The organism is Pseudomonas sp. GD04019 (genome assembly GCF_029837695.1).
In the GTDB taxonomy this organism is placed as follows: Bacteria; Pseudomonadota; Gammaproteobacteria; order Pseudomonadales; family Pseudomonadaceae; genus Aquipseudomonas.
In genome coordinates this window covers 413520-439266 of sequence record NZ_JAOEEA010000002.1, presented here as the reverse complement: position 1 = coordinate 439266, position 25747 = coordinate 413520, and the positions used below count along the sequence as shown (strand labels likewise).

General features: G+C 67.8%; 21 protein-coding genes. 11 read left to right on the top strand and 10 right to left on the bottom strand.

Annotated elements, in window-relative coordinates; all coding sequences use genetic code 11:
• Positions 1 to 2: 2 nt before the first annotated feature.
• Complete coding sequence (locus N7607_RS04750) at positions 3 to 1265, top strand: uracil-xanthine permease family protein (RefSeq protein WP_279868304.1); 1263 nt, start codon at positions 3 to 5, stop codon at positions 1263 to 1265.
• Positions 1266 to 1385: 120 nt separating this feature from the next.
• On the opposite strand, the gene ppk2 is transcribed toward N7607_RS04750, so the two are convergent.
• A complete protein-coding gene (gene ppk2 / locus N7607_RS04745) occupies positions 1386 to 2216 on the bottom strand; it encodes a polyphosphate kinase 2 (RefSeq protein WP_279868306.1) in 831 nt (276 codons plus the stop codon).
• Positions 2217 to 2367: 151 nt separating this feature from the next.
• On the opposite strand from ppk2, the gene N7607_RS04740 reads away from it, so the two are divergent.
• Entirely contained in the window at positions 2368 to 4296 is a 1929-nt protein-coding gene (locus tag N7607_RS04740; protein WP_279868308.1) for a RecQ family ATP-dependent DNA helicase, read from the top strand.
• Here N7607_RS04740 and N7607_RS04735 read toward each other — a convergent pair.
• The 6 genes from N7607_RS04735 to N7607_RS04710 all read right to left on the bottom strand — a co-directional run bounded on the left by N7607_RS04735 (position 4293) and on the right by N7607_RS04710 (position 12508).
• The gene (locus tag N7607_RS04735) at positions 4293 to 5363 is read right to left on the bottom strand and encodes an SMP-30/gluconolactonase/LRE family protein (protein ID WP_279868310.1); all 1071 of its coding nucleotides are present in this window, start codon (positions 5361 to 5363) and stop codon (positions 4293 to 4295) included. The two genes, N7607_RS04740 and N7607_RS04735, sit on opposite strands and share 4 nt — an antisense overlap.
• A gap of 109 nt (positions 5364 to 5472) precedes the next feature.
• Complete coding sequence (locus N7607_RS04730) at positions 5473 to 7542, bottom strand: TonB-dependent receptor (RefSeq protein ID WP_279868311.1); 2070 nt, start codon at positions 7540 to 7542, stop codon at positions 5473 to 5475.
• A 4-nt stretch (positions 7543 to 7546) separates the two neighbouring features.
• Complete coding sequence (locus tag N7607_RS04725) at positions 7547 to 8854, bottom strand: sorbosone dehydrogenase family protein (protein WP_279868312.1); 1308 nt, start codon at positions 8852 to 8854, stop codon at positions 7547 to 7549.
• Between the two features lie 148 nt (positions 8855 to 9002).
• Positions 9003 to 9509, bottom strand: a complete 507-nt coding sequence (locus N7607_RS04720) for a hypothetical protein (protein ID WP_279868314.1) — start codon at positions 9507 to 9509, stop codon at positions 9003 to 9005.
• 324 nt (positions 9510 to 9833) lie between these two features.
• Positions 9834 to 11456, bottom strand: coding sequence for a methyl-accepting chemotaxis protein (locus N7607_RS04715; protein WP_279868315.1), 1623 nt, complete (start codon positions 11454 to 11456; stop codon positions 9834 to 9836).
• A gap of 152 nt (positions 11457 to 11608) precedes the next feature.
• Complete coding sequence (locus N7607_RS04710; RefSeq protein WP_279868316.1) at positions 11609 to 12508, bottom strand: LysR family transcriptional regulator; 900 nt, start codon at positions 12506 to 12508, stop codon at positions 11609 to 11611.
• A gap of 122 nt (positions 12509 to 12630) precedes the next feature.
• Here N7607_RS04710 and N7607_RS04705 point away from each other — a divergent pair, with 122 nt between their 5' ends.
• From N7607_RS04705 to N7607_RS04680, 6 genes are all read left to right on the top strand, one after another.
• Positions 12631 to 13869, top strand: a complete 1239-nt coding sequence (locus N7607_RS04705) for a 3-hydroxyacyl-CoA dehydrogenase (protein WP_279868317.1) — start codon at positions 12631 to 12633, stop codon at positions 13867 to 13869.
• Positions 13866 to 15656, top strand: coding sequence for an acyl-CoA dehydrogenase C-terminal domain-containing protein (locus tag N7607_RS04700; RefSeq protein ID WP_279868319.1), 1791 nt, complete (start codon positions 13866 to 13868; stop codon positions 15654 to 15656). Before N7607_RS04705 ends, N7607_RS04700 begins: the two co-directional genes overlap by 4 nt.
• 244 nt (positions 15657 to 15900) lie before the next feature.
• A complete protein-coding gene (locus N7607_RS04695) occupies positions 15901 to 16875 on the top strand; it encodes a PHB depolymerase family esterase (protein ID WP_279868320.1) in 975 nt (324 codons plus the stop codon).
• A 17-nt stretch (positions 16876 to 16892) separates the two neighbouring features.
• Positions 16893 to 18056 carry an iron-containing alcohol dehydrogenase gene (locus tag N7607_RS04690; protein ID WP_279868322.1) on the top strand — a complete coding sequence of 388 codons (1164 nt, stop codon included), beginning with the start codon at positions 16893 to 16895 and terminating at the stop codon, positions 18054 to 18056.
• Between the two features lie 212 nt (positions 18057 to 18268).
• Positions 18269 to 18703, top strand: a complete 435-nt coding sequence (locus tag N7607_RS04685) for a thioesterase family protein (protein WP_279868323.1) — start codon at positions 18269 to 18271, stop codon at positions 18701 to 18703.
• 33 nt (positions 18704 to 18736) lie between these two features.
• Complete coding sequence (locus tag N7607_RS04680) at positions 18737 to 19921, top strand: acetyl-CoA C-acyltransferase (protein WP_279868325.1); 1185 nt, start codon at positions 18737 to 18739, stop codon at positions 19919 to 19921.
• Positions 19922 to 20069: 148 nt separating this feature from the next.
• Here N7607_RS04680 and N7607_RS04675 read toward each other — a convergent pair whose 3' ends face one another.
• The 3 genes from N7607_RS04675 to N7607_RS04665 all read right to left on the bottom strand — a co-directional run bounded on the left by N7607_RS04675 (position 20070) and on the right by N7607_RS04665 (position 23257).
• Complete coding sequence (locus N7607_RS04675) at positions 20070 to 21077, bottom strand: acetoacetate decarboxylase (ADC) (protein WP_279868326.1); 1008 nt, start codon at positions 21075 to 21077, stop codon at positions 20070 to 20072.
• A 255-nt stretch (positions 21078 to 21332) separates the two neighbouring features.
• Positions 21333 to 22355, bottom strand: coding sequence for a ferrochelatase (gene hemH, locus N7607_RS04670; RefSeq protein ID WP_279868327.1), 1023 nt, complete (start codon positions 22353 to 22355; stop codon positions 21333 to 21335).
• Entirely contained in the window at positions 22352 to 23257 is a 906-nt protein-coding gene (locus N7607_RS04665) for a TIGR01777 family oxidoreductase (protein WP_279868329.1), read from the bottom strand. The genes hemH and N7607_RS04665 overlap by 4 nt, the downstream gene beginning before the upstream one ends.
• 219 nt (positions 23258 to 23476) lie before the next feature.
• On the opposite strand from N7607_RS04665, the gene N7607_RS04660 reads away from it, so the two are divergent.
• From N7607_RS04660 to rlmF, 3 genes are read left to right on the top strand one after another with little or no spacing between them, the layout of a single operon-like run.
• A complete protein-coding gene (locus N7607_RS04660) occupies positions 23477 to 24463 on the top strand; it encodes an NAD(P)/FAD-dependent oxidoreductase (RefSeq protein ID WP_279868331.1) in 987 nt (328 codons plus the stop codon).
• Positions 24460 to 24681: a TIGR02450 family Trp-rich protein gene (locus tag N7607_RS04655; RefSeq protein ID WP_279868332.1), complete on the top strand. Its 222-nt coding sequence runs from the start codon at positions 24460 to 24462 to the stop codon at positions 24679 to 24681. Before N7607_RS04660 ends, N7607_RS04655 begins: the two co-directional genes overlap by 4 nt.
• A gap of 43 nt (positions 24682 to 24724) precedes the next feature.
• Positions 24725 to 25717: a 23S rRNA (adenine(1618)-N(6))-methyltransferase RlmF gene (rlmF, locus tag N7607_RS04650; protein ID WP_279868333.1), complete on the top strand. Its 993-nt coding sequence runs from the start codon at positions 24725 to 24727 to the stop codon at positions 25715 to 25717.
• Positions 25718 to 25747: the final 30 nt, after the last annotated feature.

The following is a 25747-nucleotide window of genomic DNA, read 5'->3' as shown; positions in this document are numbered from 1 at the left end:
GCATGAGCGAGTACAACGACCCGCTGCCACGGCAGATTCTGTCGGGCGCGCAGATGCTCTTCGTGGCCTTCGGCGCACTGGTGCTGATGCCGCTGATCACCGGCATGGACCCGAACGTGGCGCTGTTCACCGCCGGCATCGGCACCTTGCTGTTCCAGCTGGCCACTGGGCGCCAGGTGCCAGTGTTCCTCGCCTCGTCCTTCGCCTTCATCGCGCCGATCATTGCCGCCAAGGGTGAGTTCGGCCTGCCGGCGGTGCTCGGCGGCGTGGTCGCCGCCGGCTTCGTCTACACCTTCCTCGGCCTGGCCGTGAAGCTGAAGGGCCCGGGCTTTATCGACCGCATCCTGCCGCCGGTAGTGATCGGCCCGGTGATCATCGCCATCGGCCTGGCCCTGTCGCCGGTCGCGGTGAACATGGCCATGGGCAAGACCGGCGACGGCGCGGCCGAACTGGTGCCCTACCAGACCGCCATGTTCATCTCCATGCCGGCACTGGTCACCACCCTGCTGGTGGCCGTGCTCGGTCGCGGGCTGTTCCGCCTGGTGCCGATCCTCGCCGGCATCTTTGTCGGCTGCGCCCTGGCCGCCTTCTTCGGCGTGATCGACACCGCCGGCATCGCCGCCGCGCCCTGGCTGGCCATGCCCAACTTCGTCGCCCCCGAGTTCCACCTGGGCGCCATCCTGTACATGGTGCCGGTGGCCCTGGCGCCGGCCATCGAGCACATCGGCGGGGTGATCGCCGTCGGCACCGTCACCGGCAAGGACTTCGTGCGCAAGCCCGGCCTGCACCGCACCCTGCTCGGCGACGGCCTGGCCACCTCGGCCGCCGGCCTGTTCGGTGGCCCGCCCAACACCACCTACGCCGAAGTCACCGGCGCGGTGATGCTGACCAAGAGTTTCAACCCCAAGGTGATGACCTGGGCGGCGATCTTCGCCATCACCCTGGCCTTCATCGGCAAGTTCGGCGCGGCGCTGCAGGCCATCCCGGTACCGGTGATGGGCGGCATCCTCTGCCTGCTGTTCGGCTCCATCGCGGTGGTCGGCCTGAACACCCTGATCCGCCACCAGGTGGACCTGTCCGAGGCGCGCAACCTGATCATCGTCTCGGTGACCCTGGTGTTCGGCATCGGCGGCATGGTCATCGGCGGCAAGGAGTTCGCCCTCTCCGGCATCTCCCTGTGCGCCATCAGCGCCCTGGCGCTGAACCTGTTGCTGCCCGGCGGCAGCGCCTGGCACAAGCACCCGCCGATCGATCCGGAGATCTGAATGAAAACGCCCCGCTCCGGCGGGGCTTTTTCATGCATCTCAGAGATGCGGGTGTAACCGCGCAAGCACAACGCGGGTTTCACCCGCCCACCTACCGCGTGTCACTACCCAATCGAGCCATCAGAACGGCTCGGCGATGAACTTGAACGGGTAGTTGGCCGCCTTGTACTTGCCGATCTTGCGCTTGGGCAGCTTGACCTTGGGCTGTTCCACCGGCTGGTAGGGAATCTGCCCCAGCAGGTGGCTGATCAGGTTCAGCCTCACCCGCTTCTTGTCTTCCGAACGCGCCACGAACCAGGGCGCCCAGGGCGTGTCGGTGGACTCGAACATCTCGTCGCGGGCCTGGGTGTAATCGTCCCAGCGGTTGAACGACTTGATGTCCATCGGCGACAGCTTCCAGGTCTTGCGCCCATCGTCGATGCGCGCACGCAGGCGCTTCTCCTGCTCCTGCGGGCTGACCTCCAGCCAATACTTGAGCAGGATGATCCCCGACTCGACCATGGTGCGCTCGAACATGGGCGCCTGGGCGAGGAACTTCTGCACCTGGCTCTCGCTGCAGAAGCCCATCACCCGCTCCACCCCGGCACGGTTGTACCAGCTGCGGTCGAAGATCACGACCTCCCCCGCCGCCGGCATGTGGGTGAGATAGCGCTGCACGTACATCTGGCTCTTCTCCCGTTCGGTGGGCGCTGGCAGCGCCACCACGCGGAACACCCGCGGGCTGACCCGCTCGGTCAGCGCCTTGATGGTGCCGCCCTTGCCGGCGCCATCACGCCCCTCGAAGACAATCACCACCTTGGCGCCACTGGCCACCACCCACTGCTGCAGCTTGACCAGCTCGACGTGCAGCTTGTGCAGCTGCTCCTCGTAGTCCTTGCGCGAGAGTTTTGCGTCCGTTGCCTTGGCGGATACCTCGGCCTTTTCCTGTGCTGCCTTCTTCTGTTTGCTCATGTCGAACCCGCTATTGGTGAACTGCCTGCGACGAGCCTAGATCGCCATACGCAGGCTTGCCACGTGCCGAGCAAACACCACGGCCGCTGGTAGCCCATGTCGGCGCGCGCTATGGTCTGCAGCCACTCAAAGCCGCCAGCGAATGCCCGCCATGCTCGACACACTTTCCCGCGTCTTCGGCTTCTCCCAGCTGCGCCCCGGCCAGGAGCGCGTGGTCAACGCCGTGCTCGGCGGGCGTTCGGCGGCGGCGATCTTCCCCACCGGCTCGGGCAAGTCGCTGTGCTACCAGCTGCCGGCCCTGCACCTGCCGCACCTGACCCTGGTGGTGTCGCCGCTGCTGGCGCTGATGCAGGACCAGCTGGCCTTCCTCCACGCCCATGGCATCAGCGCGGCGAGCATCGATTCGGCGCAGAGCCGCGAGCGGAGCGCCGAGACCATGGCCCGCGCCAAGAGCGGCGAACTGAAGATCCTGATGATCTCGGTCGAGCGCCTGAAGAACGAGCGCTTCCGCAATTTCATCAGCCAGGTGCCGATCTCCCTGCTGGTGGTCGACGAGGCGCACTGCATCTCCGAGTGGGGCCACAACTTCCGTCCCGACTACCTCAAGCTGCCCGACTACCAGCGTCAGTTCGGCATCCCCCAGGTGCTGCTGCTCACCGCCACGGCCACCCCGCCGGTGATCGCCGACATGCAGAAGAAATTCGCCATCGCCGCGGATGATGTGGTCACCACCGGGTTCTATCGCGCCAACCTCAACCTGCTGGTGGAGCCAGTGGCCGGGCGCGACAAGCCGCTCCGCCTGGTCGAATGGCTGGGCGCCAAGGCCGGCCAGCCGAGCATCGTCTACGTCACTCAACAAAAGACCGCCGAACAGGTGGCCGAGCAGCTCGGCCAGCGCAACATCGCCGCCAGCGCCTACCACGCCGGCATGCCGCATGAAGCGCGCGAGGCGATCCAGCGCCAGTTCATGGACGGGCGGATCAACTGCATCGTCGCCACCATCGCTTTCGGCATGGGCATCGACAAGGCCGACATCCGCAACGTGGTGCACTTCGACCTGCCCAAGTCCATCGAGAACTACAGCCAGGAGATCGGCCGCGCCGGGCGCGACGGCCAGCCGTCCGACTGCCTGGTGCTGGCCAACCGCGACAGCCTCAACGTGCTGGAGAACTTCGTCTACGGCGACACGCCGGAGCTGGGCGGCATCCGCCGCGTGCTCGACGAGCTGCTGGCCAGCGCGCCGGACGGCCAGTGGGAGCTGATGCTCAACCAGCTCTCCGAGCACAGCAATATCCGCCAGCTGCCACTCAAGACCCTGCTGGTGCAGCTGGAGCTGCGCGGCATCATCGCCCCGCGCTACGCCTACTTCGCCGAGTACCGCTTCAAGTACCTGGTCGAGCCGGAGGCGCTGCTGGGCAAATTCGAGGGCGAGCGGCGCCAGTTCGTCGAGGCCATAGTCACCAGCTCCAGCCGGGCGCGGACCTGGTGCACGGTGGACTTCGGCGCCCTGTACAACCAGCACCAGGCCGAGCGCGGCCGGGTGGTCAAGGCCCTGGACTTCTTCCAGGAGCGCGGCTGGATCGAGCTGGAAAGCAAGCAGATGACCGAGGTCTACGCCCTGCTCGCCCCTAACTTCGACCCGCAGCAGCTGAGCGCCGAACTGCACGCCTACTTCAAGCAGCAGGAAGCCAGCGAGATCCGCCGCATCCACGCCATGCTCGACCTGTTCGCCACCGACCAGTGCCTGAGCCAGCGCCTGGCCGCCTACTTCGGCGATACCAATGCGCCGCAACGCTGCGGCCATTGCTCGGTATGCCACGGCCAGGTCGCCCGCCTGCCGGCACCACCGACGCTGCGCCCGCTGGCCGAGCACGACCTGCACGCGCTGTGTGCCAGCTTCGGCCAGCGGCATCGGGAATACAGCGGTGAAGCGCCGAGCAGCGAATGCCTGACGCGCTATCTCTGCGGCATCAGCGTGCCGCTGTTCACCAAACTCAAGGCCCGGCAGATCGCCGGGTTCGCCGCGCTGGAGGACTATCCCTACGCCGAGGTGCGCGACTGGGTCGAGCGTCACGCCTAGGGCGACAGGCCGACCCGATAGGCGCCATCCGCATCGATCTCGCCCACCCCGCCGGGCGTGCCGAGCAGCAGTTCATCACCCACCTGTACCACGCTGCTGAAGCTGGGCAGCGTGCTGTCCGGCGAGGCCTGCAGGCTCTCCAGCACCCGGCCCTCGCCATCGAAACGGAACACGTGGGGATAGCGGCTGGGCCGCGCCAGCAGCGCCGGCGGCAGGCGCGAAGCGACCTTGCGCAGGAACGGCCAGGGCCCCAGCGCATCGAGCACGGCCTTGCGCGGCGAGAAGAACGAGCACCAGTAGCTGCCGTCCGGGGCGATGGACAGGTCGCCAGGGAAGCCCGGCAGGTTGTCCACCAGCACCTCGCGCTGGCCGGCCCGCGCCCCGCCTATCCACAGGCGGGTGATGCGATAGGCGCCGGTCTCGGCCACCAGCAGGTAGGACTCGTCCGGGCTCAACACCACGCCGTTGGCGAACTGCAGGCCATCCATCACCCGCTCGATGCGGCCGTCCGGATAGCGCACGAACACGCCACCGTCGCCGCCGTGCTCCAGCAACGCGCGCTTGTTGTCGGCCAGGCCCCAGCGGCTGGAGGCCTCGGTGAAGAACAGACGGCCGTCGCGGGCGACGAACACATCGTTGAGGAAGGTGAAGCGCTGCTGGGCATCGCTCTGTACCACGACCTCCGAACGCCCCTCTGGCGACACCCGCCAGACCTTGGCGTTGGCCTCGTCCGCCGCGTACAGGCTGCCGTCCGGGCCGAAGTTCATGCCCACCGGGCGCCCGGCCAGGGTGACGAAGGTCTGCGCAGCCGCACCCGCCTGCCAGCGCAGGATGCGCCCGTCGCCGATGCCGCTGTAGCGCCGGCCCAGGCCATCCACCACCACGGTGTCCGGGCCGTCGAGGCCGGACTGTTCCAGCACCGCGCCGTCCAGGCGCGCGTTGGGCGCCCATACGCCTTCGGCCTTGGGTAGCGGGCCGGGTTGCCAGGCCACCGGCTGCAACGCCGTGGGCCAGAACAGCAGATGGCTGACACCGGCGAGTACCATGAACAGCAACGCCTTGCGCATGAGTGGAATCCTTCTTGTTGTTGTGCCTGCAGCCTAATCCACGGTGCTCTGCACGGGGACATTCCCGCCGTGCCAAAGCACTGGCCTTGCAGCCATTCCAGTCGAGCGGTCAGAAGTTGAAGGCGAGATCGGCGCCGAGGTACCAGTTGCGCCCCGGCGCCGGCTCGTAATAGCGACCATTGCCCTCGGCCACGATGACCGAGCCGATGTAGTCGCGATCCAGCAGGTTATCCAGGCGCAGGGTCTGGCCGAAGGTCCATTGCTGCAGGCTCAGCTCATGGCGCACGCGCCAGTTGAACACCGCATAGCCCGGCGCCGGGCGTTGCTGGTTGCTGTCCTCGACATACACCTTGCTGCGGTACAGGCCCTCGACGGCCGTGGAGAGCGTGTCGCTGGTGCGCCAGAGCAGCTCGCCGTACAGGGTGGTGGTCGGCACGCCGGGCAGTCGATTGCCCGCCTCGATCTGCCGCCCGGCGCTGCTGAAGTCCTGGTCGTAGGTCGCCTGCAGGTAGGTGTAGGCCAGGCTGGCCTGCCACTGCTCGCCCCACTGCTGTTCCAGGCCCAGCTCGATGCCACGACGCAGGGTCTGCGCGGCATTCTGGTAGGTGGTGCGACCGGAGGATGAGCCGGCCACCACCAGCTCATCCTCGGTCTCGATCTGGAACAGGGCGGCATTCAGCCGCGCCCCTTCGCCCAGCAGGGCCTTGATGCCCAGTTCGTACTGGATGCTGGTCGCCGCATCGAGCTGCAGGTTGAAGCCGCCGGCAGCGGGCGAGTAGGCCAGCTCGCTCAGGGTCGGTGTCTCGAAGCCCCGGCCGACGCTGACATAGCCGTTCAGCTCGGGCGTGAAGGCATACAGCACGCCGAAGGCGGGCGTGGTCTGCTGGTAGGTGCGGCTGCCGCTGTCGTCGCCGTTGCTGCGGTAGCGATCATCGACCTCCACCTCCACGCGGTTGTGCCGCAGGCCCGCCTGCAGGGTCCAGTCGCCCAGGCGCCAGTTGGCCTGCAGGTAGGGATCGAGGCTGGTGACCCGATCCAGTTCGTCGCGGCGCAGCTGGCCCTTCACGCCCAGCTGGCTGCCGAGAAAATTCTCGTAGCCCTGGCGGTCGTCCTCGCTCTGGTCGTAATCGAGTCCCAGCACCCACTCGAACTCGCCGGGCAGGGCCGCCACCGGTTGCAGCCAGCGCAGGCTGCCACCATGGAATTCGCGGTCGAAGTCGATCACCCCGCCGGCGTGTTTCGGGTTGCTCTGCACGGCGACGGGGATCGACTGGTACTGCACCACCCGCCGCGCTCCCGCATACAGCGTGGCCTGCAGGCTGGCCGCGCCGAACTGGCGCTCGAGGTTCAGGCCCAGCTGCTGCTGATCGATGCTCTTGCGCGTATCGAACAGTTCGGCCACCGCCGGCGCCGCGCGCGGGTCGGCCTGGTAGGCATCCCAGGTCAGCCCCAGCGGATCGTCGCTCTGCTGGTTGAAGTCGCTGAAGCTAAGGGCCAAACGCGTGTCGTCGTCCGGATGCAGGCTGAGCTTGGCGAAGGTCTGCTCGCGCCGAGCCGCGCTGTGGTCGCGGTAACCGTCGGTATCCAGCCGCGAGCTGTCAACGAGGAAGCCGCCCCACTGGTTGCCGCCCTCGGCGCTCAGCCGCTGTCGGCTCAGCTGGTCGCTGCCCCAGGCGGTACCGGCGGACACCTGCGGCGGTCCCTCGCCATCGCGGGAGAACAGCTGGATCACACCGCCCGCGTTGCTGCCGTACATAGTCGCCATCGGCCCGCGCAGCACCTCGATGCGCTCGGCGTTGTCGAGGTCGAAGGTGGCCAGCTGGCCCTGGCCGTCCGGCGTGCTGGCCGGGATGCCGTCGACGAGCAGCTTGATGCCGCGCACCCCGAAGGTGGCGCGGGAGCCGAAACCACGCGACGACACCTGCAGGTCCTGGGCGTAATTCTGCCGGTTCTGCACCACCAGCCCCGGCACCCGCTGCAGCACCTCGGAGGCGTTGATGCCCGGCTGCCCTTCGCTGATGGTGCGCCGATCCAGGCTATCGACCGAGAACGGCAGGTCGAAGCTGCGCTCGGCGCTGCGCGAGCCACTGATCACCGAGGGATCGAGCAGCACAGCCTCGCCGGCCAACAACGGGCCGGGCAGCAGCAGCGCGAACAGGGCGGGAAGGCGCCGCGACACCCGCCTACTCACTCGCCTTGGCGCTGACGCGCCAGATCAGGTTGCCCACATCGTCCGCCACCAGCAGCGCGCCCTGGCCGTCGACCACCACGCCCGCCGGGCGGCCCATGGCCTGGGCCTCGCCGTCGAGGAAGCCGCTCAGCACATCCTGTGGCATGCCACTGGGCATGCCGTCCTTGAAGGGCACGAAGATCACCTTGTAGCCACTGTGCGGCTTGCGGTTCCACGAGCCGTGCTGGCCGATGAACAGGCCCTCCTTGAAGGGTGGCAGCTGCGCCCGATCGGCAAAGGCGATGCCCAGCGAGGCGGTGTGCGCGCCGAGGGCGTAGTCGGGGACGATGGCCTGGGCCACCAGCTCGGGCTTCTGAGGCTGCACCCGGGCATCGACATGCTGGCCGAAGTAGCTGTAGGGCCAACCGTAGAAGCCGCCGTCGCGCACCGAGGTGATGTAGTCCGGCACCAGGTCATCGCCGATCTCGTCGCGCTCGTTGACCGAGGTCCACAGCTTGCCGCTCACCGGCTCCCAGGCCAGGCCGTTGGGGTTGCGCAGGCCGCTGGCGAACAGGCGCTTGTGGCCGCTGGCCGGGTCGACTTCCCAGATCGCCGCACGGCCCTTCTCCATCTCCATGCCATTCTCGCCGACATTGCTGTTGGAGCCGACGGTGACGTACAGCTTGCTGCCGTCGCGGCTGGCGATGACGTTCTTGGTCCAGTGGTGATTGATCCCGGCCGGCAGGTCGGTGACCTTGACGCCATCGGCCTCGATGCGGGTCTGGCCTGCCTGGTAGGGAAAACGCACCAGCGCATCGGCATTGGCCACATACAGCCGATCGCCCACCAGCACCATGCCGAACGGCGAGTGCAGCTGTTCGAGGAACACCGTGCGCAGCTCGGCCACGCCATCGTGGTCGGCATCGCGCAGCAGGCTGATGCGATCCGCGCTGGGCACCCCGGCGCCGGCCTTCGCCATCACCTTGCCGGCGATCCAGTCTTTCAGGCCGCTGGGCTCGCGCGCCGGCGCGTTGCTCTCCGCCACCAGCACATCGCCGTTGGGCAGCACATACAGCCAGCGCGGGTGGTCCAGGCCACCGGCGAAGGCATTGACCTGGGTGCCGACGGCGGCAGCGGGTTTGCCGCCGTCGGGCCAGCCCACGGCCGGGGCGATATTGACGGTGGGCAACAGCCCTTCGCGCGGCGCCGGCAACTGCGGCTGCGGGCCGTAGCCCTGCTCGATCGCCAGGTTCGAACCATCGCTACAGCCGACGAGCAACGCCCCAGCCAGCAGGCCGGGCAGGAGTGAACGAGCGTGCATGGTGTACTTCCTTTCTGGTTGTGCTCAGGCGTTGACCAGCGCCTGCCGCGGGGATTCCGCCTCTCGCTTCGGCACAACACTACCAGCACGCGGCCGCCACCGGCGGCCAAATCACCACAGATCGTTTCTCAGCCAGCCGCACGGAGCGTTAGGCGATCAGGTCCCGGGTTTCCTGGTACGTGGTGATCGCCTCGATGGCGGTCCGCGTGGTCACCGTCTGCTGCGGACCGAAGGTCAGCTGGTTGACCTCGGCCCGCTGCTGGGTCAGGTTCTGCGGCGTCAGCGGATCATCCTGCTCGGCGGGCTGCTGCAGCTGATCGGCCCGCTGGGCCTCCAGCACCCGCTCCACCTGCTGCTGACGCAGCCGGTCCTGCAGGTTGCTGGCAGCTTCGTCCGCGGCCAGCCGTGCCTGCTCGGCGAGCTCTTCACGCAGCAGCTGCCGCCGCTCCTCGGCCAGCTCCTGCTGACGCGCGGAACGCTCGGCGGCTCTTTCCCGCGCCAGCTCCAGACGGTCCTGCAGGCGCTCGGCGCTGGTGGGGTTGAGCTCGGTATCGAAACGATTACGCACGTTCGGTGCGCCGTTACTGTCATCGAGCGGACGCAGGGCGCGCGGCTCGTAGAGAGTGTTGCCAATCGGACTGATGGCGATAGCCATAGGGTTCTCCCTGGATTTCGGCCTGGGAGTCTCAGTCTATGGCCTTGCGAGCGCCGGCTTTAGGCGGATGGGGCATAAGGCGCGGACGCAGATGGTCTAGCACTTTTTCCGCGGTTTTCGGTCGTGCCGCCAGCCCGGCAAACGGCCCGAAGGCCGTCAGCCCCCATGGCAGAGGCGTTGCATCAGGATGCGCCGCTACGCCTGGGCCAACTCCGCGCTAGAGCCTTCTCGCCTCGCTTGTTAGGGCTGACGCAGCGGCAAAAATCGACGAACGGTCGAGATAGAGCGGTCCATCGCCGGGCGGCGACGGACCGAATGGCCGATTCAGGCGCGGAAACGCTGCACTTGCCCCTGCTGCCCGCTGGCCAGCTGGGCCAGGTCGCGGCTGGCGATGGCGCTCTGCTGGGCGCCGCTGACCACTTCCTGAATGCTGTCGTTGAGTTGGGTGATGTTCTGGCTGATCTCGTTGGCCACGGCGGTCTGCTGCTCGGTGGCGGTGGAGATCTGCACGTTGCCGTCGGCGATGCCGTCGATGGCGTTGGCGATGTGCAGCAGCACCTCGCCGGACTCGCGCGCATGGCTGACGCTGGCCGCCGCCCGCTCGCTGGACTGCTGCATGGCGCCTACCGCCTGGCGCGCGCCGTCCTGCAGGGCATCGATCATGCTGCGGATCGACTCAGTGGCCTTCTGCGTGTTGCTGGCCAGGCTGCGCACCTCGTCGGCCACTACGGCGAAACCGCGGCCGGCCTCACCGGCCCGCGCCGCCTCGATGGCGGCGTTGAGCGCCAGCAGATTGGTCTGCTCGGCGATGCTCTGGATCACCCCCAGCACGCTGCCGATCTCGTCGCTCTGGCTGTGCAGTCGGTTGATCACCTCGGCGCCCTGCTGCACCGACTGCGACAGGCGCTGGATCGACTCCAGGTTGGCCTGCACCAGCGCCGTGCCCTGCTGGGCCTCGCGGCGCGCATCGTTGGCGATATGCGACATGCCCAGGGCGTTCTGCGCCACCTCCTGGATCGCCGCGCTCATCTGATGCACGGCGGTGGCGACCATGGTGGTCTGCTGGCCCTGGTTGGAGGCCACGTCGCTGACCTGGGCGCTGATCGCGCTCATTTCTTCGGAGGCGGCGGCCAGTTGGGTCGAGGAGTCGCCCAGGTGGCGAATCAGCTGCTGGAAGTGCACCAGCATGGCGTTGAACGCACGCGCGGTACGCGCCAGCTCGTGGTCGCCCTGGTCGGCGGCGCGCAGGGTTAGGTCAGAGCTGCTCTGCACCTGGCCGATCACCGCGCATAACGCCTCCAGCGGGCGGATGATGGAGCGGCTGACCAGCAGGCCGAACAGCATCACCAGGATCAACGCCACCACGCCGATGGCGATAAAGCTGCTCTTCATCGAACCGTAGGCCTCGCCCTCCTCCTGATGCAGCTTGTCGCCCTCGCTCAGCTGCAGACGCACCAGGCCGTCCAGCTCGGCGCTGAGCGGGTCGAAGGTGGTGTACAGGCGGCGGTTGAAACTGTCCGCCGACTCGCCGCGCAGACTGTCGCCGGACGTGCCGAGCAGCTCGCTCACCAGCAGGTCGGCCCGGGCCATCAGCGGCCGGGTACGTTCCACCCGACTGCTTTCCTCGGCGGTCAGGCGCGTCGAGGTATAGGTACGCCAGGCCTGGTCCACGCGCTGCCGGGCCTCGCCCACGCTCTGCCGCAGGGCCGACTCGTCGAGCAGGCCGGCGCGGTATTTGTGCAGGGCATCGACCATGTTCACCGCGTAGCCGTCGGAGACTTCCTTGAGCTGGCTGATCGGCTGCATGCGATCGACGAACAGCGCCTCGAAGCTCTGGTTGAGGCGGCCCGCATTGGATGCCGCCAGCAGCATCACCCCCAGCAGCACGGCCAGCGGCAGCAACGCCAGCAACAGCAGACGGCTGCGCACGCTCAGTTGGTTCAACATGTGTTTTCTCCCGGAATCGCAAAGCCGCCCGCAGCGGGCAACACCTGACTGGATCGCCCGTCCCAGGGCTTCTGGTCTCGCTGACCATGTTCTTCCAGAAAGGCTATCGACCGCCGCGCGGGTGGCTCTATCAGCGATTTCCCTAGGTGAACTCAGCTCTCGCCGAGCACGCGGAGCTGCTCGATCAGCCACTGCAGGGCCACATCGCGGCGGCGCAGGTCGAGGCTGACGATCTCCAGGTGGAAGGGCCCCAGCTCGAACGGCAGGTCGAACAGCTGTAGCGGCAGCAGGTCCGCGAAGTAGCGCGCCAGGCGCGCCGGCAGCACCGCTACCAGATCACCACTGGCGGCGATGTGCGCGGCCTGCAGGTAGTTGGGCGTGGTGTAGACGATCTCCCGGGCAAGGCCCTGCTCGCCCAGCCATTGCTCGACCATGCCGCGGGTCTGGCCGCCATGCACCCACAGGTGGCGCAGGCGCAGGAAGGTATCCAGGTCGAGGCCTTCCCGCAGCTGCGGATGGTCGCGACGGGCCACCAGCTGCAGGGTCTCGCTCATCCAGCGGCGGCCGGCGAAGCGCGGCGGCAGCGCCTCGAAGCGGCCGACCGCGAGGTCCAGCTCGCCCTTCTCCAGCGCCTCGGCCGGCAGGCGCGGGCTCAGGTGACGCACGTCGATGCGAATGCCGGGCGCCTGCTCGGCCAGATGCGCCAGCAGACGCGGCATCAGCAGCATCTCGGCGTAGTCGGTGAGGGCGATGCTGAAGCGCTGGCGGCTGCGCGCCGGGTCGAAGCGGCTGCCCTCGCCCAGGCTCTCCTCGATCTGCCGCAGCGCGGCACGAATCGGCGCCTCCAGCTCCAGCGCCCGCGGGGTGGGCTGCATGGCGCGGCCTACCCGCACCAGCAGCGGGTCGTCGAGCAACGCGCGCAGGCGGTTCAGCGCATTGCTCACTGCCGGCTGGCTGAGCGCCAGACGCTCGGCCGCGCGCGACACGTTGCGCTCGCGCAGCAGGGCATCGAGCACGCGCAGGAGGTTGAGGTCGAAGGTCAATATATTCACGAGAGGAATTCAACTTATCACAAGTCAAAATTTCCCAAATAGTACCGCCGTACTTAAGGTTCGTCAGTTGTGTTTTGGCAGGTCGCCACGGCGGCCGGACATGAAGTGACCGAGGTAGGGCTATGAGCAACAACTACAAGATCGAACAGGCCGCCGTGATCGGCGCCGGCACCATGGGCCGCGGCATCGTCATCAGCCTGGCCAGCGCCGGTATCCCGGTGCTGTGGCTGGACAACAACCCGCAGATGGTCGAGGCCGGCCTCAAGATGGCCGAGGACACCTGGGCGCAGAACGTCGCCAAGGGCCGCATCAGCACCGGCGAGGCGAGCCTGCGCCTGTCGCGCATCCAGGCGGTGAACGACTACGCCGACCTGGCCGAGGTCGATCTGGTGATCGAGGCGGTGTACGAGAACCTCGAACTCAAGCAGGAAATCTTCCGCACCCTCGACCGCATCGTGAAGCCCGGCGCCATCCTCGCCAGCAACACCTCGGCACTGGACATCGACGCCATCGCCGCCGTCACCAAGCGCCCGCAGGACGTGCTCGGCCTGCACTTCTTCAGCCCGGCGCACATCATGAAGCTGCTGGAGATCGTGCGTGGCGCCTACACCGCGCCAGCCGTGCTGGACGCTGCCGTGGCCCTCGGCCAGCGCATCGGCAAGATCAGTGTGGTGGCCGGCAACTGCGACGGTTTCATCGGCAACCGCATGCTCCACACCTACGTGTTCGAGGCGCGCAGCATGCTCCTCGAAGGCGCCTACCCGCACCAGGTCGACAGCGCCCTGCAGGGCTTCGGCTTCGCCATGGGCCCGTTCCGCATGTACGACGTGGTCGGCATCGACCTCGAATGGCGCGCTCGCGAACTGGCCGGCAAGGGCCAGGACGTGGCCCAGGTGCAGGTGGACAACCGTCTGTGCGAGCTCGGCCGCTTCGGCCAGAAGTCCGGCAAGGGCTACTACACCTACGCGCCGGGCAGCCGCCTGGCCGAACACGATCCGGAAGTGGACGCCCTGGTGCAGCGCGAGGCCGAGCGCCTCGGCTACCAGCGCCGCAGCGTCGGCCCGGAGGAAATCCTCGAGCGCTGCCTGCTGGCCCTGGTCAATGAAGGCGCGAAAATCCTCGAGGAGAACATCGCCGCCAACGCCCACGACATCGACCTGGTCTACCTCAACGGCTACGGCTTCCCCGCCGACAAGGGCGGGCCGATGGCCTGGGCCGACGCTCAGGGCGTAGCCGCCATCCGCGAGCGCCTGCTGCAGCTGGCCGAGCGCTTCGGCGCGCACTGGCAGCCGGCCGGACTGATCGACCGCCTGGTGGCGGACGGCAAGCGCTTCGCCGACGTACAGGAGGGCCGCGCATGAGCTACCAAGCCCCCCTGCGCGACATGCGCTTCGTCCTGCATGAACTGTTCGATGTCGCCGGCCATTGCGAGCGCCTGGGCAACGGCCTGGACCGCGAGCTGATTGACGGCGTGCTGGAAGAGGCCGCGGCCTTCACCGGCAACGAGATCGCCCCGCTCAACCGCAACAGCGACGAGGAAGGCTGCCGCCTGGAGAACGGCAAGGTCACCACGCCCAAAGGCTTCCGCGCGGCCTACCAGCAGTACGTGGACAACGGCTGGGCAAGCATGACCGGGCCGACCGACTTCGGCGGCCAGGGTTTCCCGCAGCTGGTGGCCTTCGCCTTCCACGAGATGCTGATGGGCGCCTCGCTGTCCTTCCGCATCTATTCCGGCCTCACCGAGGGCGCGGTGCTGGCGCTGGACAAGCACGGCAGCGACGAACTCAAGCGTGACTACCTGGGCAAGATGGTCAGCGGCCAGTGGACCGGCACCATGTGCCTGACCGAGCCCCAGGCCGGCACCGACCTGGCGCTGCTGCGCACCCGCGCCGAGCCCCAGGCCGACGGTAGCTACAAGGTCACCGGCAACAAGATCTTCATCAGCGGCGGCGAGCAGGATTTCTCCGAGAACATCGTGCACCTGGTACTGGCGCGCCTGCCGGATGCACCTGTAGGCGTGAAGGGCATCAGCCTGCTGCTGGTACCCAAGTTTATCGCCACAGAGGATGGCGGTTTGGGCGCGAAGAACGCCCTGAGCTGCGGTGCCATCGAGCACAAGATGGGCATCAAGGGCGCCTCCACCTGCGTGATGAACTTCGACGGCGCCACCGGCTGGCTGGTCGGCGAGGCCAACCAGGGCCTGGCCTGCATGTTCACCATGATGAACGACGCGCGCTTTCAGGTTGGCCTGCAGGGCCTGGGCATCGGCGAGGCGGCCTTCCAGGGCGCCCTGCGCTATGCCCGCGAGCGCCTGCAGTCGCGTGGCCTGACCGGTGCCGCCGCGCCCGAGAAGGCGGCCGACCCGATCATCGTGCACCCGGACGTGCGGCGCATGCTGCTGACCCAGAAGAGTCTGGTCGAAGGCTGCCGCATGCTCGCCGCCTACACCGCGCGCCAGCTCGACCTGGAGCACGGCGCCAGCGATGCCGCCGCGCGCAAGGCCGCCGGCAAGCGCGCGGCGCTGCTGATCCCAATCGTCAAAGCCTTCTTCACCGACATGGGCCAGGAAGTCGCCAGCCACGCGGTGCAGGTCTACGGTGGCCACGGCTTCATCCGCGAGTGGGGCATGGAACAGCTGATGCGCGACAGCCGCATCACCCAGCTCTATGAAGGCACCAACGGCATCCAGGCCCTCGACCTGATCCGCCGCAAGCTGCTGGGCGACGGCGGCGCCGAGTTGGGCGCACTGATCGACGAGCTGGCCGCCCACGCCCGCGACGCCGCCGCGCAACCGGCCCTGGCCGAGTCCGCGCGCCTGGTCGAGCAGCGCCTGCAGCAGTGGCGCGAGCTGGCCGCCCAGGTGATCGCCAACAGCCAGGCCGATGCCCAGGAAATCGGCGCGGCCTCGGTGGACTTCCTGCAGTACTCGGCCTATGTGTTGCTGGCCGGCTTTTGGCTGCAGGCCGCCAGCATCGCCCAGCAGGCGCTGGACGCCGGCACTGGCGAGGCGGCGTTCTACCAGGCCAAGCTGCACAGCGCGGACTTCTACCTGCGCCGCGTGCTGCCCCGCGCCAGCAGCCACCGCGAGGCCCTGCTGGGCGGCGCGGACTGCCTGATGGCGATGGCCGAGGAGAGCTTCGCGTTCTGACGTACCGTAGGGCGGCTGCAACCCGCGCGGGTTTCACCCGCCCTACGCAGACACCGCGGTACACGTAGGGTGGATCACGCTTCACCGATCCACCGGGTGGCGATTCACCGGGTGACGCCCCACCGGGAGGCGACCCACTGGGGGGCGATCCTTCGAACGAGATCAGTGGTGGATGAGCAGAGCGTCATCCACCCTACTGCTGACCCTCACTGACCATGAGGCACAGATGAAAAGAACAAGAATAGTGCTGACCCTACTCCTGCTGAGCGCCGCTACCCTTGGCGCTCTGTATGGCTATTTTCTCCATGCGCCCAGGCCCGCCGAGCCGGTTTTGGGCGCCAGCCTGCAGCACGCCCAGATTGACGTCGGCGGCCGCTCGCGCGACTTCGCCTATTACCTCCCAGCCAAACTGCCGGCCAAGGCGCCGTTGCTGTTCGTGCTGCACGGTTCGCTGCAGAGCATCGATGACATGCGTACCTACAGCGCCTATGCGTTCGAGCGCCTAGCCGACGAGCACGGCTTCATCGTGGTCTACCCACAGGGCTTCAAGAACAACTGGAACGACTGCCGCCGCGCCGCCGACTACCCGGCGCGCACCCGCAACATCGACGATCTCGGCCTGCTCGCCGCCCTGGTGCAGCGCTTCGCCGCCGAGCATGGCGCCGACCCGCAGCGCGCCTTCCTGGTCGGCTATTCCAACGGCGGCCAGCTAGGCCTGCGTGCGGCGCTGGAGCGCCCGCAGCTGCTGGCGGGCGTCGCCGCCGTGGCGGCCAACCTGCCGACCGACGCCAACCTGGATTGCGCGCCGTCAGGCCAGGCCGTGCCGGTGCTGCTGATGAACGGCACCCGCGACCCGATCAACCCCTACAACGGCGGCCCGGTCAGCCTGTTCGGGTTCGGCGACCGTGGCACCGTGCGCTCGGCCTACGAGTCGGCGCTGTATTTCGCCAATCTGGCCGGCTACCCGCGCGATGCCGTGCGCAGCAGCACGGCCTGGAGCAACCCGGCCGACCCGGCGCAGCGAGTCAGCCTCGACCAGTGGCAGGCCGAGGGCCGCGCCGAGGTCGCCCTGTACGGAGTGATCGGCGGTGGCCACCTGCTGCCCCAGGCCGGCTTCCGCGCCCCGCGCCTGCTCGGCCCCACCCTTTCCGGTTTCGACGGCCCACGGGCCATCTGGGACTTCTTCGCCCGCCAGCAGTCCGTGCCGGCGCAGCCCTGACCTTCGGAGGACTTGTCATGCAACCCTTCAGCTTCGCCACCACCGCGCAGATCCTCTGCGAATCCGGTTCCAGCGTGCGCCTCGCCAGCCTGTGCCAGGAGCGCGGCGCCCAGCGCGTGATGCTGGTCACCGACCCCGGCATCACCCGCTTCGGCCTGCTCGACGGCGTGCTGCCCGGCTTCGCCCAGGCCGGCGTGGCCGTGGAAGTGTTCGACCAGGTGATCGCCGATCCGCCCGAGGCCATCGTGCTCAATGCCGTGGAGCGCGCCCGTGCGCTGGGCGCCGATCTGGTGGTCGGCTTCGGCGGCGGCAGCTCGATGGACGTGGCCAAGCTGGTCGCCCTGCTCGCCCACCCCAACTGCCAACAGGCGCTGAAAGACATCTACGGCGTGGGCAACGCGCGTGGCCAGCGCCTGCCGCTGATCCAGGTGCCGACCACCGCCGGCACCGGCTCGGAGGTGACGCCGATCTCCATCGTCACCACCGGCGAAACCACCAAGATGGGCGTGGTCTCGCCGCTGCTGCTGCCGGACCTGGCGCTGCTCGACGCCGACCTGACCCTCGGCCTGCCGCCCGCGGTGACCGCCGCCACCGGCATCGACGCCATGGTCCACGCCATCGAGGCCTACACCACCAAGCTGAAGAAGAACCCGCTGTCCGACCTGCTGGCCCGCGAGGCCCTGCGCCTGCTCGCTGCCAACCTCGACCAGGCGGTGCACAACGGCAGCAACCGCGAGGCGCGCCAGGCCATGCTGCTGGGCGCCTGCCTGGCCGGCCAGGCCTTTGCCAATGCGCCAGTGGCGGCGGTGCACGCCCTGGCCTACCCGCTGGGCGGGCACTTCCATATTCCCCATGGCCTGTCCAACGCCCTGGTGCTGCCGCACGTGCTGCGCTTCAACGCACCCAACGCCACGCCGCTGTACGCCGAGCTGGCGCCGCTGCTGCTCGGCGAGCGCTTCAAGGGTGGCAGCGCGGAGCAGTGCGCTGCCGAGTTCATCAACGAACTGGCGGCACTCAATGAGCGCTGCGGCCTGCCCAGCCGCCTGCGCGACGCCGGCGTGCCGGAAGCCATGCTGCCGACCCTGGCCAGCGACGCGATGCTGCAGCAGCGCCTGCTGGTGAACAACCCGCGCGAGGTCAGCGAGGCCGATGCGCTGGCGATCTACCAGGCGGCTTACTGAGTGGCTTCTGTCCCCTCTCCCTGTGGGAGAGGGCTAGGGTGAGGGTGCAATGGACAACTCGGAGTAGCTTGTGAATCCCTCACCCTACGCGGGCCGCCCCTCCCCCTCTCCCAAAGGGAGAGGGGAGCTATAGCCCGCAATACAGCCCACGAATCAAAGTTTCCCGCGCACCGCCCAGGCCTTAGGGTGATGCACAAGCACGAGGACCGAGCATGAATCCACCGCAGCACCTGCGCGGCGACTACGCCCACTTCCAGCCGATCACCACGCGCTGGCACGACAACGACGTCTACGGCCACGTCAACAACGTCGTCTACTACGGCTTCTTCGACAGCGCGGTGAACACCTACCTGATCGAGGTCGGCGGCCTGGATATCCACGAGGGCGAGGTCATCGGCTTCGTGGTCAGCTCGTCGTGCGACTACTTCGCCTCCATCGCCTTCCCCGAACGCATCGAGGTCGGCCTGCGCGTCGGCAAGCTGGGCAACAGCTCGGTGCAGTACGAGCTGGCCATCTTCAAGGCCGGCGAAGACGAGGCCTGCGCCGCCGGGCGCTTCGTTCACGTCTTCGTCGACCGCGCCGGCAACCGGCCGGTGCCGATTCCCGAAACCCTGCGTACGGCGCTCGCCCGCCTGCTGCGCGACTAAGAACCAACGAAGACCACAACAGAGGATTCCGCCATGCAAGACGCCGTCATCGTCTCCACCGCCCGCACACCGATCGCCAAGGCCTTCCGCGGCGCCTTCAACGACCTCAAGTCGCCGTCCATGGCCGCCGTCGCCCTGCGCGCCGCCGTCGAGCGCGCCGGCATCGAGGCCGCCGAGATCGAGGACGTGGTGATGGGCACCGCCATGCAGGGCGGCACCGCCTCCACCAACCTCGGTCGCCTGTCGCTGCTGGCCGCCGGCCTGCCGCTGTCGGTCAGCGGCCAGACCATCGACCGCCAGTGCGCCTCGGGCCTGATGGCCATCTCCATCGCCGCCAAGCAGATCATGGTCGACGGCATGGCCGTCACCGTCGGCGCCGGCCAGGAGCAGATCAGCCTGGTGCAGAACACCCACATGAAGTGGACCGCCACCGACTACGACCCGGCCGTGGTGAAGATGGCGGAGCACGCCTACATGCCGATGCTGCAGACCGCCGAGCTGGTGGCCAAGCGCTACGGCATCAGCCGCGAGGCGCAGGACGCCTACTCCCTGCAGTCGCAGCAGCGCACCGCAGCCGCCCAGGCCGCCGGCCTGTTCGCCGACGAGATCGTCCCGGTCACCGCGCGCAAGAAACTGGTGGACAAGGAAACCGGCGCGATCAGCTTCGAAGAGGTCACCCTGAGCCTGGACGAAGGCAACCGCCCGCAGACCGTGCTGGACGACCTGACCAAGCTCAAGCCGGTCATCGAAGGCGGTTGCATCACCGCCGGCAACGCCAGCCAGCTGTCCGACGGCGCCAGCGCCAGCGTGCTGATGAGCGGCGCCCTGGCCGCCCAGCGCGGCATCCAGCCGCTGGGCCTGTACCGCGGCATCGCTGTGGCCGGCCTGGCCCCGGAAGAGATGGGCATCGGCCCGGTGTTCGCCGTGCCGAAACTGCTCAAGCAACACGGCCTCACCGTCGACGACATCGGCCTGTGGGAGCTCAACGAAGCCTTCGCCTGCCAGGTGCTGTACAGCGCGCAGAAACTCGGCATCGACCCAGCCAAGCTCAACGTCAACGGCGGCGCCATCTCCATCGGCCACCCCTACGGCATGAGCGGCGCGCGCATGGTCGGCCACGCCCTGCTGGAAGGTAAGCGTCGCGGCGTGAAGTACGTGGTGATCACCATGTGCGTCGGCGGCGGCATGGGTGCTGCCGGGCTGTTCGAGGTGCTGTAAGCCTCACGGCTTGCTGATCGAGACGGGAGCTGCGGCCCCCGTTTTTCTTTTGCCGGTTGTAGCCCGGATGCAATCCGGGACCTGGGCAACTCCGTCTCTGGATTGCATCCGGGCTACTTGCTGTTTCTATTTGCCCTGCTCTGCAGAGTCAGTCGCTTTCCAACAGCGATTGCAGTGGCGCGGGGGCATACAGCGCGCTCTGGAAGTTCGGCACATATTCGTACTTCACCATCTCGCCCAGACCCAGGGCCTCGATGTAGGTCGACAGGCTGCCATCGCTGAGTTCCAGCTTCACCGAGTCTTCATCGGTGCTGGAGGCGTGGCTCAGCTGGCGTGACACCGCATAGCCGTAGGTCAGCTCGCCGTTGTGGCCGATGTTGGTGAAGCTGTTGGTGACCAGATCGGCCTCATCGGAAAGCTCTCCCAGCTTGTCCGTCTCCAGGGTGACGTCGACTTTCCCCGTCTGGCTGTCGATGATCTCGAAGACCACCGATTGGTCGTTTTCCTTGAAGTGGATCCCGGTCAGCCACTTGGGCAGGTTGTAGCCGACCACGCCCCTGACCCTGGCCAGCTCGGTGTCCACCGGAAGCTTGAGCACATAGCCCCAGAAGTCCTTGGACATCGACTGATCGACCAGGGAAACCGGCCCCAGGTTGGCGTCTCCGGGCTTGCTGGTGACGATGGACAGCGAGATCTCGTTGTAGCTGTCGTTGTCGCAGTATTCATAGACATAACCGGTCAACGCGACCAGGCCCCTGCCCGGCCACACCTGCAGCGGCTGCACCTGCTCCAGCACCTGCGCGGGCATCAGCGACTTCAGCTTGTCCAGGTCGGCGGTGAAGACCGCCGTCACCTTGCTGTTCTTGTAGTAGAAGTTGGGCGAATAGGACTCGAAGCCCATGTCGACCTTGGTCTTCTTCAGCTCCTTGAACCAGCTCAGGTCGATATCCGGCGCTTCGGCCGCGATGACGGAGAGCGGCGGGTTGGAGTGGTAGCGGTCGTACAACCCGCCCGCCGGCACCGGGATGTTGTGGCCGGCGATAACGGTGATTGCAGTCTCGGCCTGTTGGCTGACCGGTGCATTCGCCGCCCATGAAGAAATCGCGATGGCATTCAGGAAGACTCCTGCCGCTACTGCAACCCTGGGGAATTTCATGTCTGTTGGTTCTCCGTGTGGTGATGGGGTTCTTGTCTGCTGAACCCTGGTTGCGCCTCTGGGTCAGGACCTCGAGAGGCGGGGCACGGAAAACCCTAACTTTAAACTTAACTTTAAGGTCAAGCGCGACATGCGCTGTTGATCAGCCGCCGCCGCTACCGGTTGAATCCATTTGTTTCGGACCGAGTAAAGCGCCTGGGCCGAGCGATCACACCAACCGGCGCAAACGCAGACGGGGCCGCAGCCCCGTCTCGTTCACACCCCTTGCGGCGCCCTCTCGCACAGCACCTTCAGCGCCTCCACCCACTGCGGGTGATCGTTCAGGCACGGCACCAGCACCAGCTGTTCGCCGCCCGCCTCCTGAAACTGCTCGCGGCCGCGATCGCCGATCTCTTCCAGGGTCTCGATGCAGTCGGCGACGAAGGCCGGGCACATCACCAGCAGCTTCTTCACCCCGGCCTTGGCCAGTTCGTCCAGACGCGTCTCGGTGTACGGCTCGATCCACTTGGCGCGGCCCAGGCGCGACTGGAACGACACCGACCACTTACCCGCCGGCAGCCCGGCGCGCTCGGCGAACAGCTCGGCGCTGCGCAGGCACTGGGCGCGATAGCAGTGGGCGAGTACCTGGGGCGAAGCGGTACGGCAGCAGTCGGCGCCCCTCAGGCAGTGGCCGCTCGGGTCGAGCTTGTGCAGATGGCGCTCGGGCAGGCCATGGAAGCTCAGCAGCAGATGGTCGAAATCCTGCTGCAGGTGCGGCCTGGCGCTGGCCACCAGGGCGTCTAGGTACTCGGGCTGGTCATAGAACGGCGGCAGCTCGGCGAACTGCAGCGACAGCTTCTGCTCACGCACCACCCGGCGCACTTCCTCCAGCGCGGTGGTGGTGGTGCTGTCGGCGAACTGCGGGTAGAGCGGCGCCAGGGTCACCTTGCGCACGCCCTGGGCCACCAGGCGCTTGAGCACCGTCTCGATGGACGGCTCGCCGTAGCGCATGGCCAGCTCCACCGGGCCGTGCGGCCAGTGCGGCTGCATGGCCTGCTGCAGGCGGCGGCTGAGCACGATCAGCGGCGAGCCGCCCTCCCACCAGATCGACGCGTAGGCATGGGCCGATTGCTCCGGGCGCTTGATCAGGATCAGCGACACCAGCAGCCGACGCAGCGGCCAGGGCAGATCGACCACATAGGGGTCCATGAGGAACTGGTTGAGATAGCGACGCACGTCGGCAACCTCCGTGGAGGCCGGCGAACCCAGGTTGATCAACAGCAGGGCGTGATCGGTCATGCGGTGTCCTTGAACAGATCGGCCAGGGCCGAGTCGAGATCGGTGAAACGGAATTCGTAGCCGGCGGCCAGAGCGCGCTGCGGCAGCGCCTTCTGCCCGCCGAGCAGCAGCCCGGACATCTCGCCCAGGCCCAGCCGGAGCAACGGCCCGGGCAGCGGCAGCAATGCCGGGCGGCCCAGCGCACGGCCAAGGGCACGGGCGAAGGCCTTGTTCCTGGCCGGCTGCGGCGCGCAGGCATTATAGGGACCGCGGGCGTCTTCCCGCTGCAAGAGAAAATCGATCAGGCCGATTTCATCCTGCAGATGGATCCACGGCATCCACTGTCGACCATTGCCGATCGGCCCACCCAGGCCCAGGCGAAACGGCGGCAGCATGCGCTTGAGGAAGCCACCGTCGCCGGCCAGGACCAGCCCGGTACGCAGCAGCACCACGCGAATGCCCTGCTCCTCGGCGCGCTGCGCCGTCTCCTCCCAGGCGCCGCACAATTGGGCAGCGAAATCCTCGACCACCGGCGGACTGTCCTCGTGCAACTCGCGCTCGCCGCCGTCGCCATACCAGCCGACGGCGGAACCGGAGATCAGCACTCGTGGCTTGTCGTCCCGGCTCTCCAGCCAGGCCAGCAACTGCTCGGTCAGCGTCACGCGGCTGGCCCACAGCAGCGCCTTGCGCCTGTGGATCCAGGGTCGGTCGGCGATGGGCGCGCCGGCCAGGTTGATCACCGCGTCCAGCGGACTGTCGCCGTAATTCTCCAGCCGGCCAATGCCACGCACGGCAGCTCCGCACAGGGCGGCGACCCTGTCCGGCGTGCGGCTCCACACGGTCAGCTGGTGCCCCTGCTGCAACCACTGGCGACACAGGGCACGTCCGATCAGACCTGTACCGCCGGTCAGCAATATGTGCATGGCATCCTCCTCGCATGGCGTTAACCACCTGTCACGCCCTAGTCTGAATCATGACGGCGCAACGTGCCTTTTTTCGCCGCGCCCGCCGTCCCAGTTTCAGCAGGCTCACGCAACGGATTGCGTGAGACGGGTACAACCAATGTTCGTCCAGCCGTGTCCAACATGTAGCCGGCAGTCAATCGCTCCGAGAAGCGACCGGCCCGGGAAACGAGGCTCACAATGAACGCACCCATCGCGATTATCGGTACCGGCCTGGCGGGCCTCTCCGCCGCCCAGGCCCTGCATGCGGCAGGGCTGGAGGTCGAGCTGTTCGACAAGAGCCGCGGCAGCGGCGGACGCATGGCCAGCAAGCGCAGCGACGTCGGCTCGCTGGACCTCGGCGCCCAGTACTTCACCGCCCGCGACCGCCGCTTCGTCGAAGTGGTGCAGCAGTGGCAGGCGCGCGGCTGGGTCGCCGAGTGGGACCCACAGCTCTACCACTACAACCAGAACGGCCTGCTGCCCTCGCCGGACGAGCAGGTGCGCTGGGTCGGTACGCCGCGTATGAGCGCCGTCAGCCGCGCGCTGCTCGGCGCCCTGCCGGTGCACTTCGCCTGCCGCATCACCGAGGTGTTCCGCGGCGAGCAGCACTGGAGCCTGCAGGACGCCGACGGCAACAGCCACGGCCCCTACAGCAGCGTGATCATCGCCACCCCGGCGCCGCAGGCCACCAACCTGCTGGCCGCCGCACCCAAGCTGGCCGGCGCCGCCGCCAGCGTGATCATGGAACCGACCTGGGCCGTGGCCCTGGGCTTCGAGCAGCCGCTGGATACCCGCGTCGAGGCCTGCTTCGTGCAGGGGGGCGCACTGGACTGGCTGGCCCGCAGCCGCAGCAAACCGGGCCGCGACGGCAGCGTCGACACCTGGGTGCTGCACGCCAGCAGCGCCTGGAGCAAGCAGCACCTGGACCTGCCCAAGGAGGCGGTGATCGAGCAACTGCATGGCGCCTTCGCCGAGCTGATCGGCTGTGCCCTGCCCGCCCCGGCCTTCACCCTGGCCCATCGCTGGCTCTACGCGCGCCCGGCCAGCGCCCACGAGTGGGGCGCCCTGGCCGACGCCGACCTGGGCCTGTATGCCTGCGGCGACTGGTGCCTGTCCGGCCGGGTGGAAGGCGCCTGGCTCAGCGGCCAGGAGGTGGCGCGACGGCTGCTGGAACATCGCCAGTGAGGCCCGGCCACATCAACCCGCGCAAGCTGCTGCTGTCGAAGTGGACGGCGCGCCAGCCACGCCAGCGCGAGAAGCATTTCCTCGTGACCGAACTGCACCGCGACGAGGAAGGCAACGTACTGGCCGTGGAGCTGCAGGCCGTGCTGACCCGGCGCAGCGCGCGCATCGACTGGCGCCAGCTGGAAGACGGCGAGCACTGGCGGATGGGCTGGAAGTAGCCCCTGTGGGACAATGCCGCCCCCGCCCGTCGAAACCTCCACCATGCGCCAAAAAGCTCATCCGCCCCGCCAACCCAAAGCCGTCGTCAAAGGCCAGTTACATCCGCGCAACCGCCATCAGGGGCGCTACGACTTTCCCAAGCTGATCGAGGCCAGCCCGGAGCTGGGCCGCTTCGTCATCCTCAACCCCTACGGCAAGCAGAGCATCGACTTCGCCGACCCCGAGGCGGTGAAGGTGTTCAACCGCGCGCTGATGCGCCAGCTGTACGGCATCGCCCACTGGGACATTCCGCCGGGTTACCTGTGCCCGCCGGTTCCCGGCCGTGCCGACTACCTGCACGGCCTGGCCGACCTGCTGGCCGAGAGCAACGACGGCGTCATTCCGCGCGGCAAGGCGATACGGGTGCTGGACGTCGGCACCGGGGCCAACTGCATCTACCCGCTGCTCGGCCACAGCGACTACGGCTGGCGCTTCCTCGGCTCGGACATCGACCCGGTGGCCCTGGCCGCCGCCCGTGTGATCGTCCAGGCCAACGGCCTGGCCGAGGGCATCGAACTGCGCCAGCAGAGCGAGCCGCAGCATATCTTCCAGGGCCTGCTGAGCGGCGACGAGCGCTTCACCCTGACCCTGTGCAACCCGCCCTTCCACGCCTGCGCCGCCGAGGCGGTGAGCGGCAGCACGCGCAAGTGGAAGAACCTCGGCAAGCTCGACCCCAAGCGCAAGCTGCCGGTGCTGAACTTCGGCGGGCAGAGCAACGAGCTGTGGTGCGAGGGTGGCGAGGCGGCCTTCCTGCGGCGCATGGCGCACGAGAGCGCGGCCGTGGCCGGCCAGGTGCTGTGGTTCAGCAGCCTGGTATCCAAGGCCAGCAACCTGCCCGGACTGGAAGCCGCGCTGAAGAAGGCCGGCGCACTGGAAGTGCGCCAGTTGGACATGGCCCAGGGCAACAAGCAGAGCCGCTTCGTCGCCTGGACCTTTCACGAGGTTGAGGCGCGCCGCGCCTGGCTGAACGGTAGCATCGCCGGCGGCGCGAACTGACTATGCTGAAGGGGTAACAGCCTCAGGGAG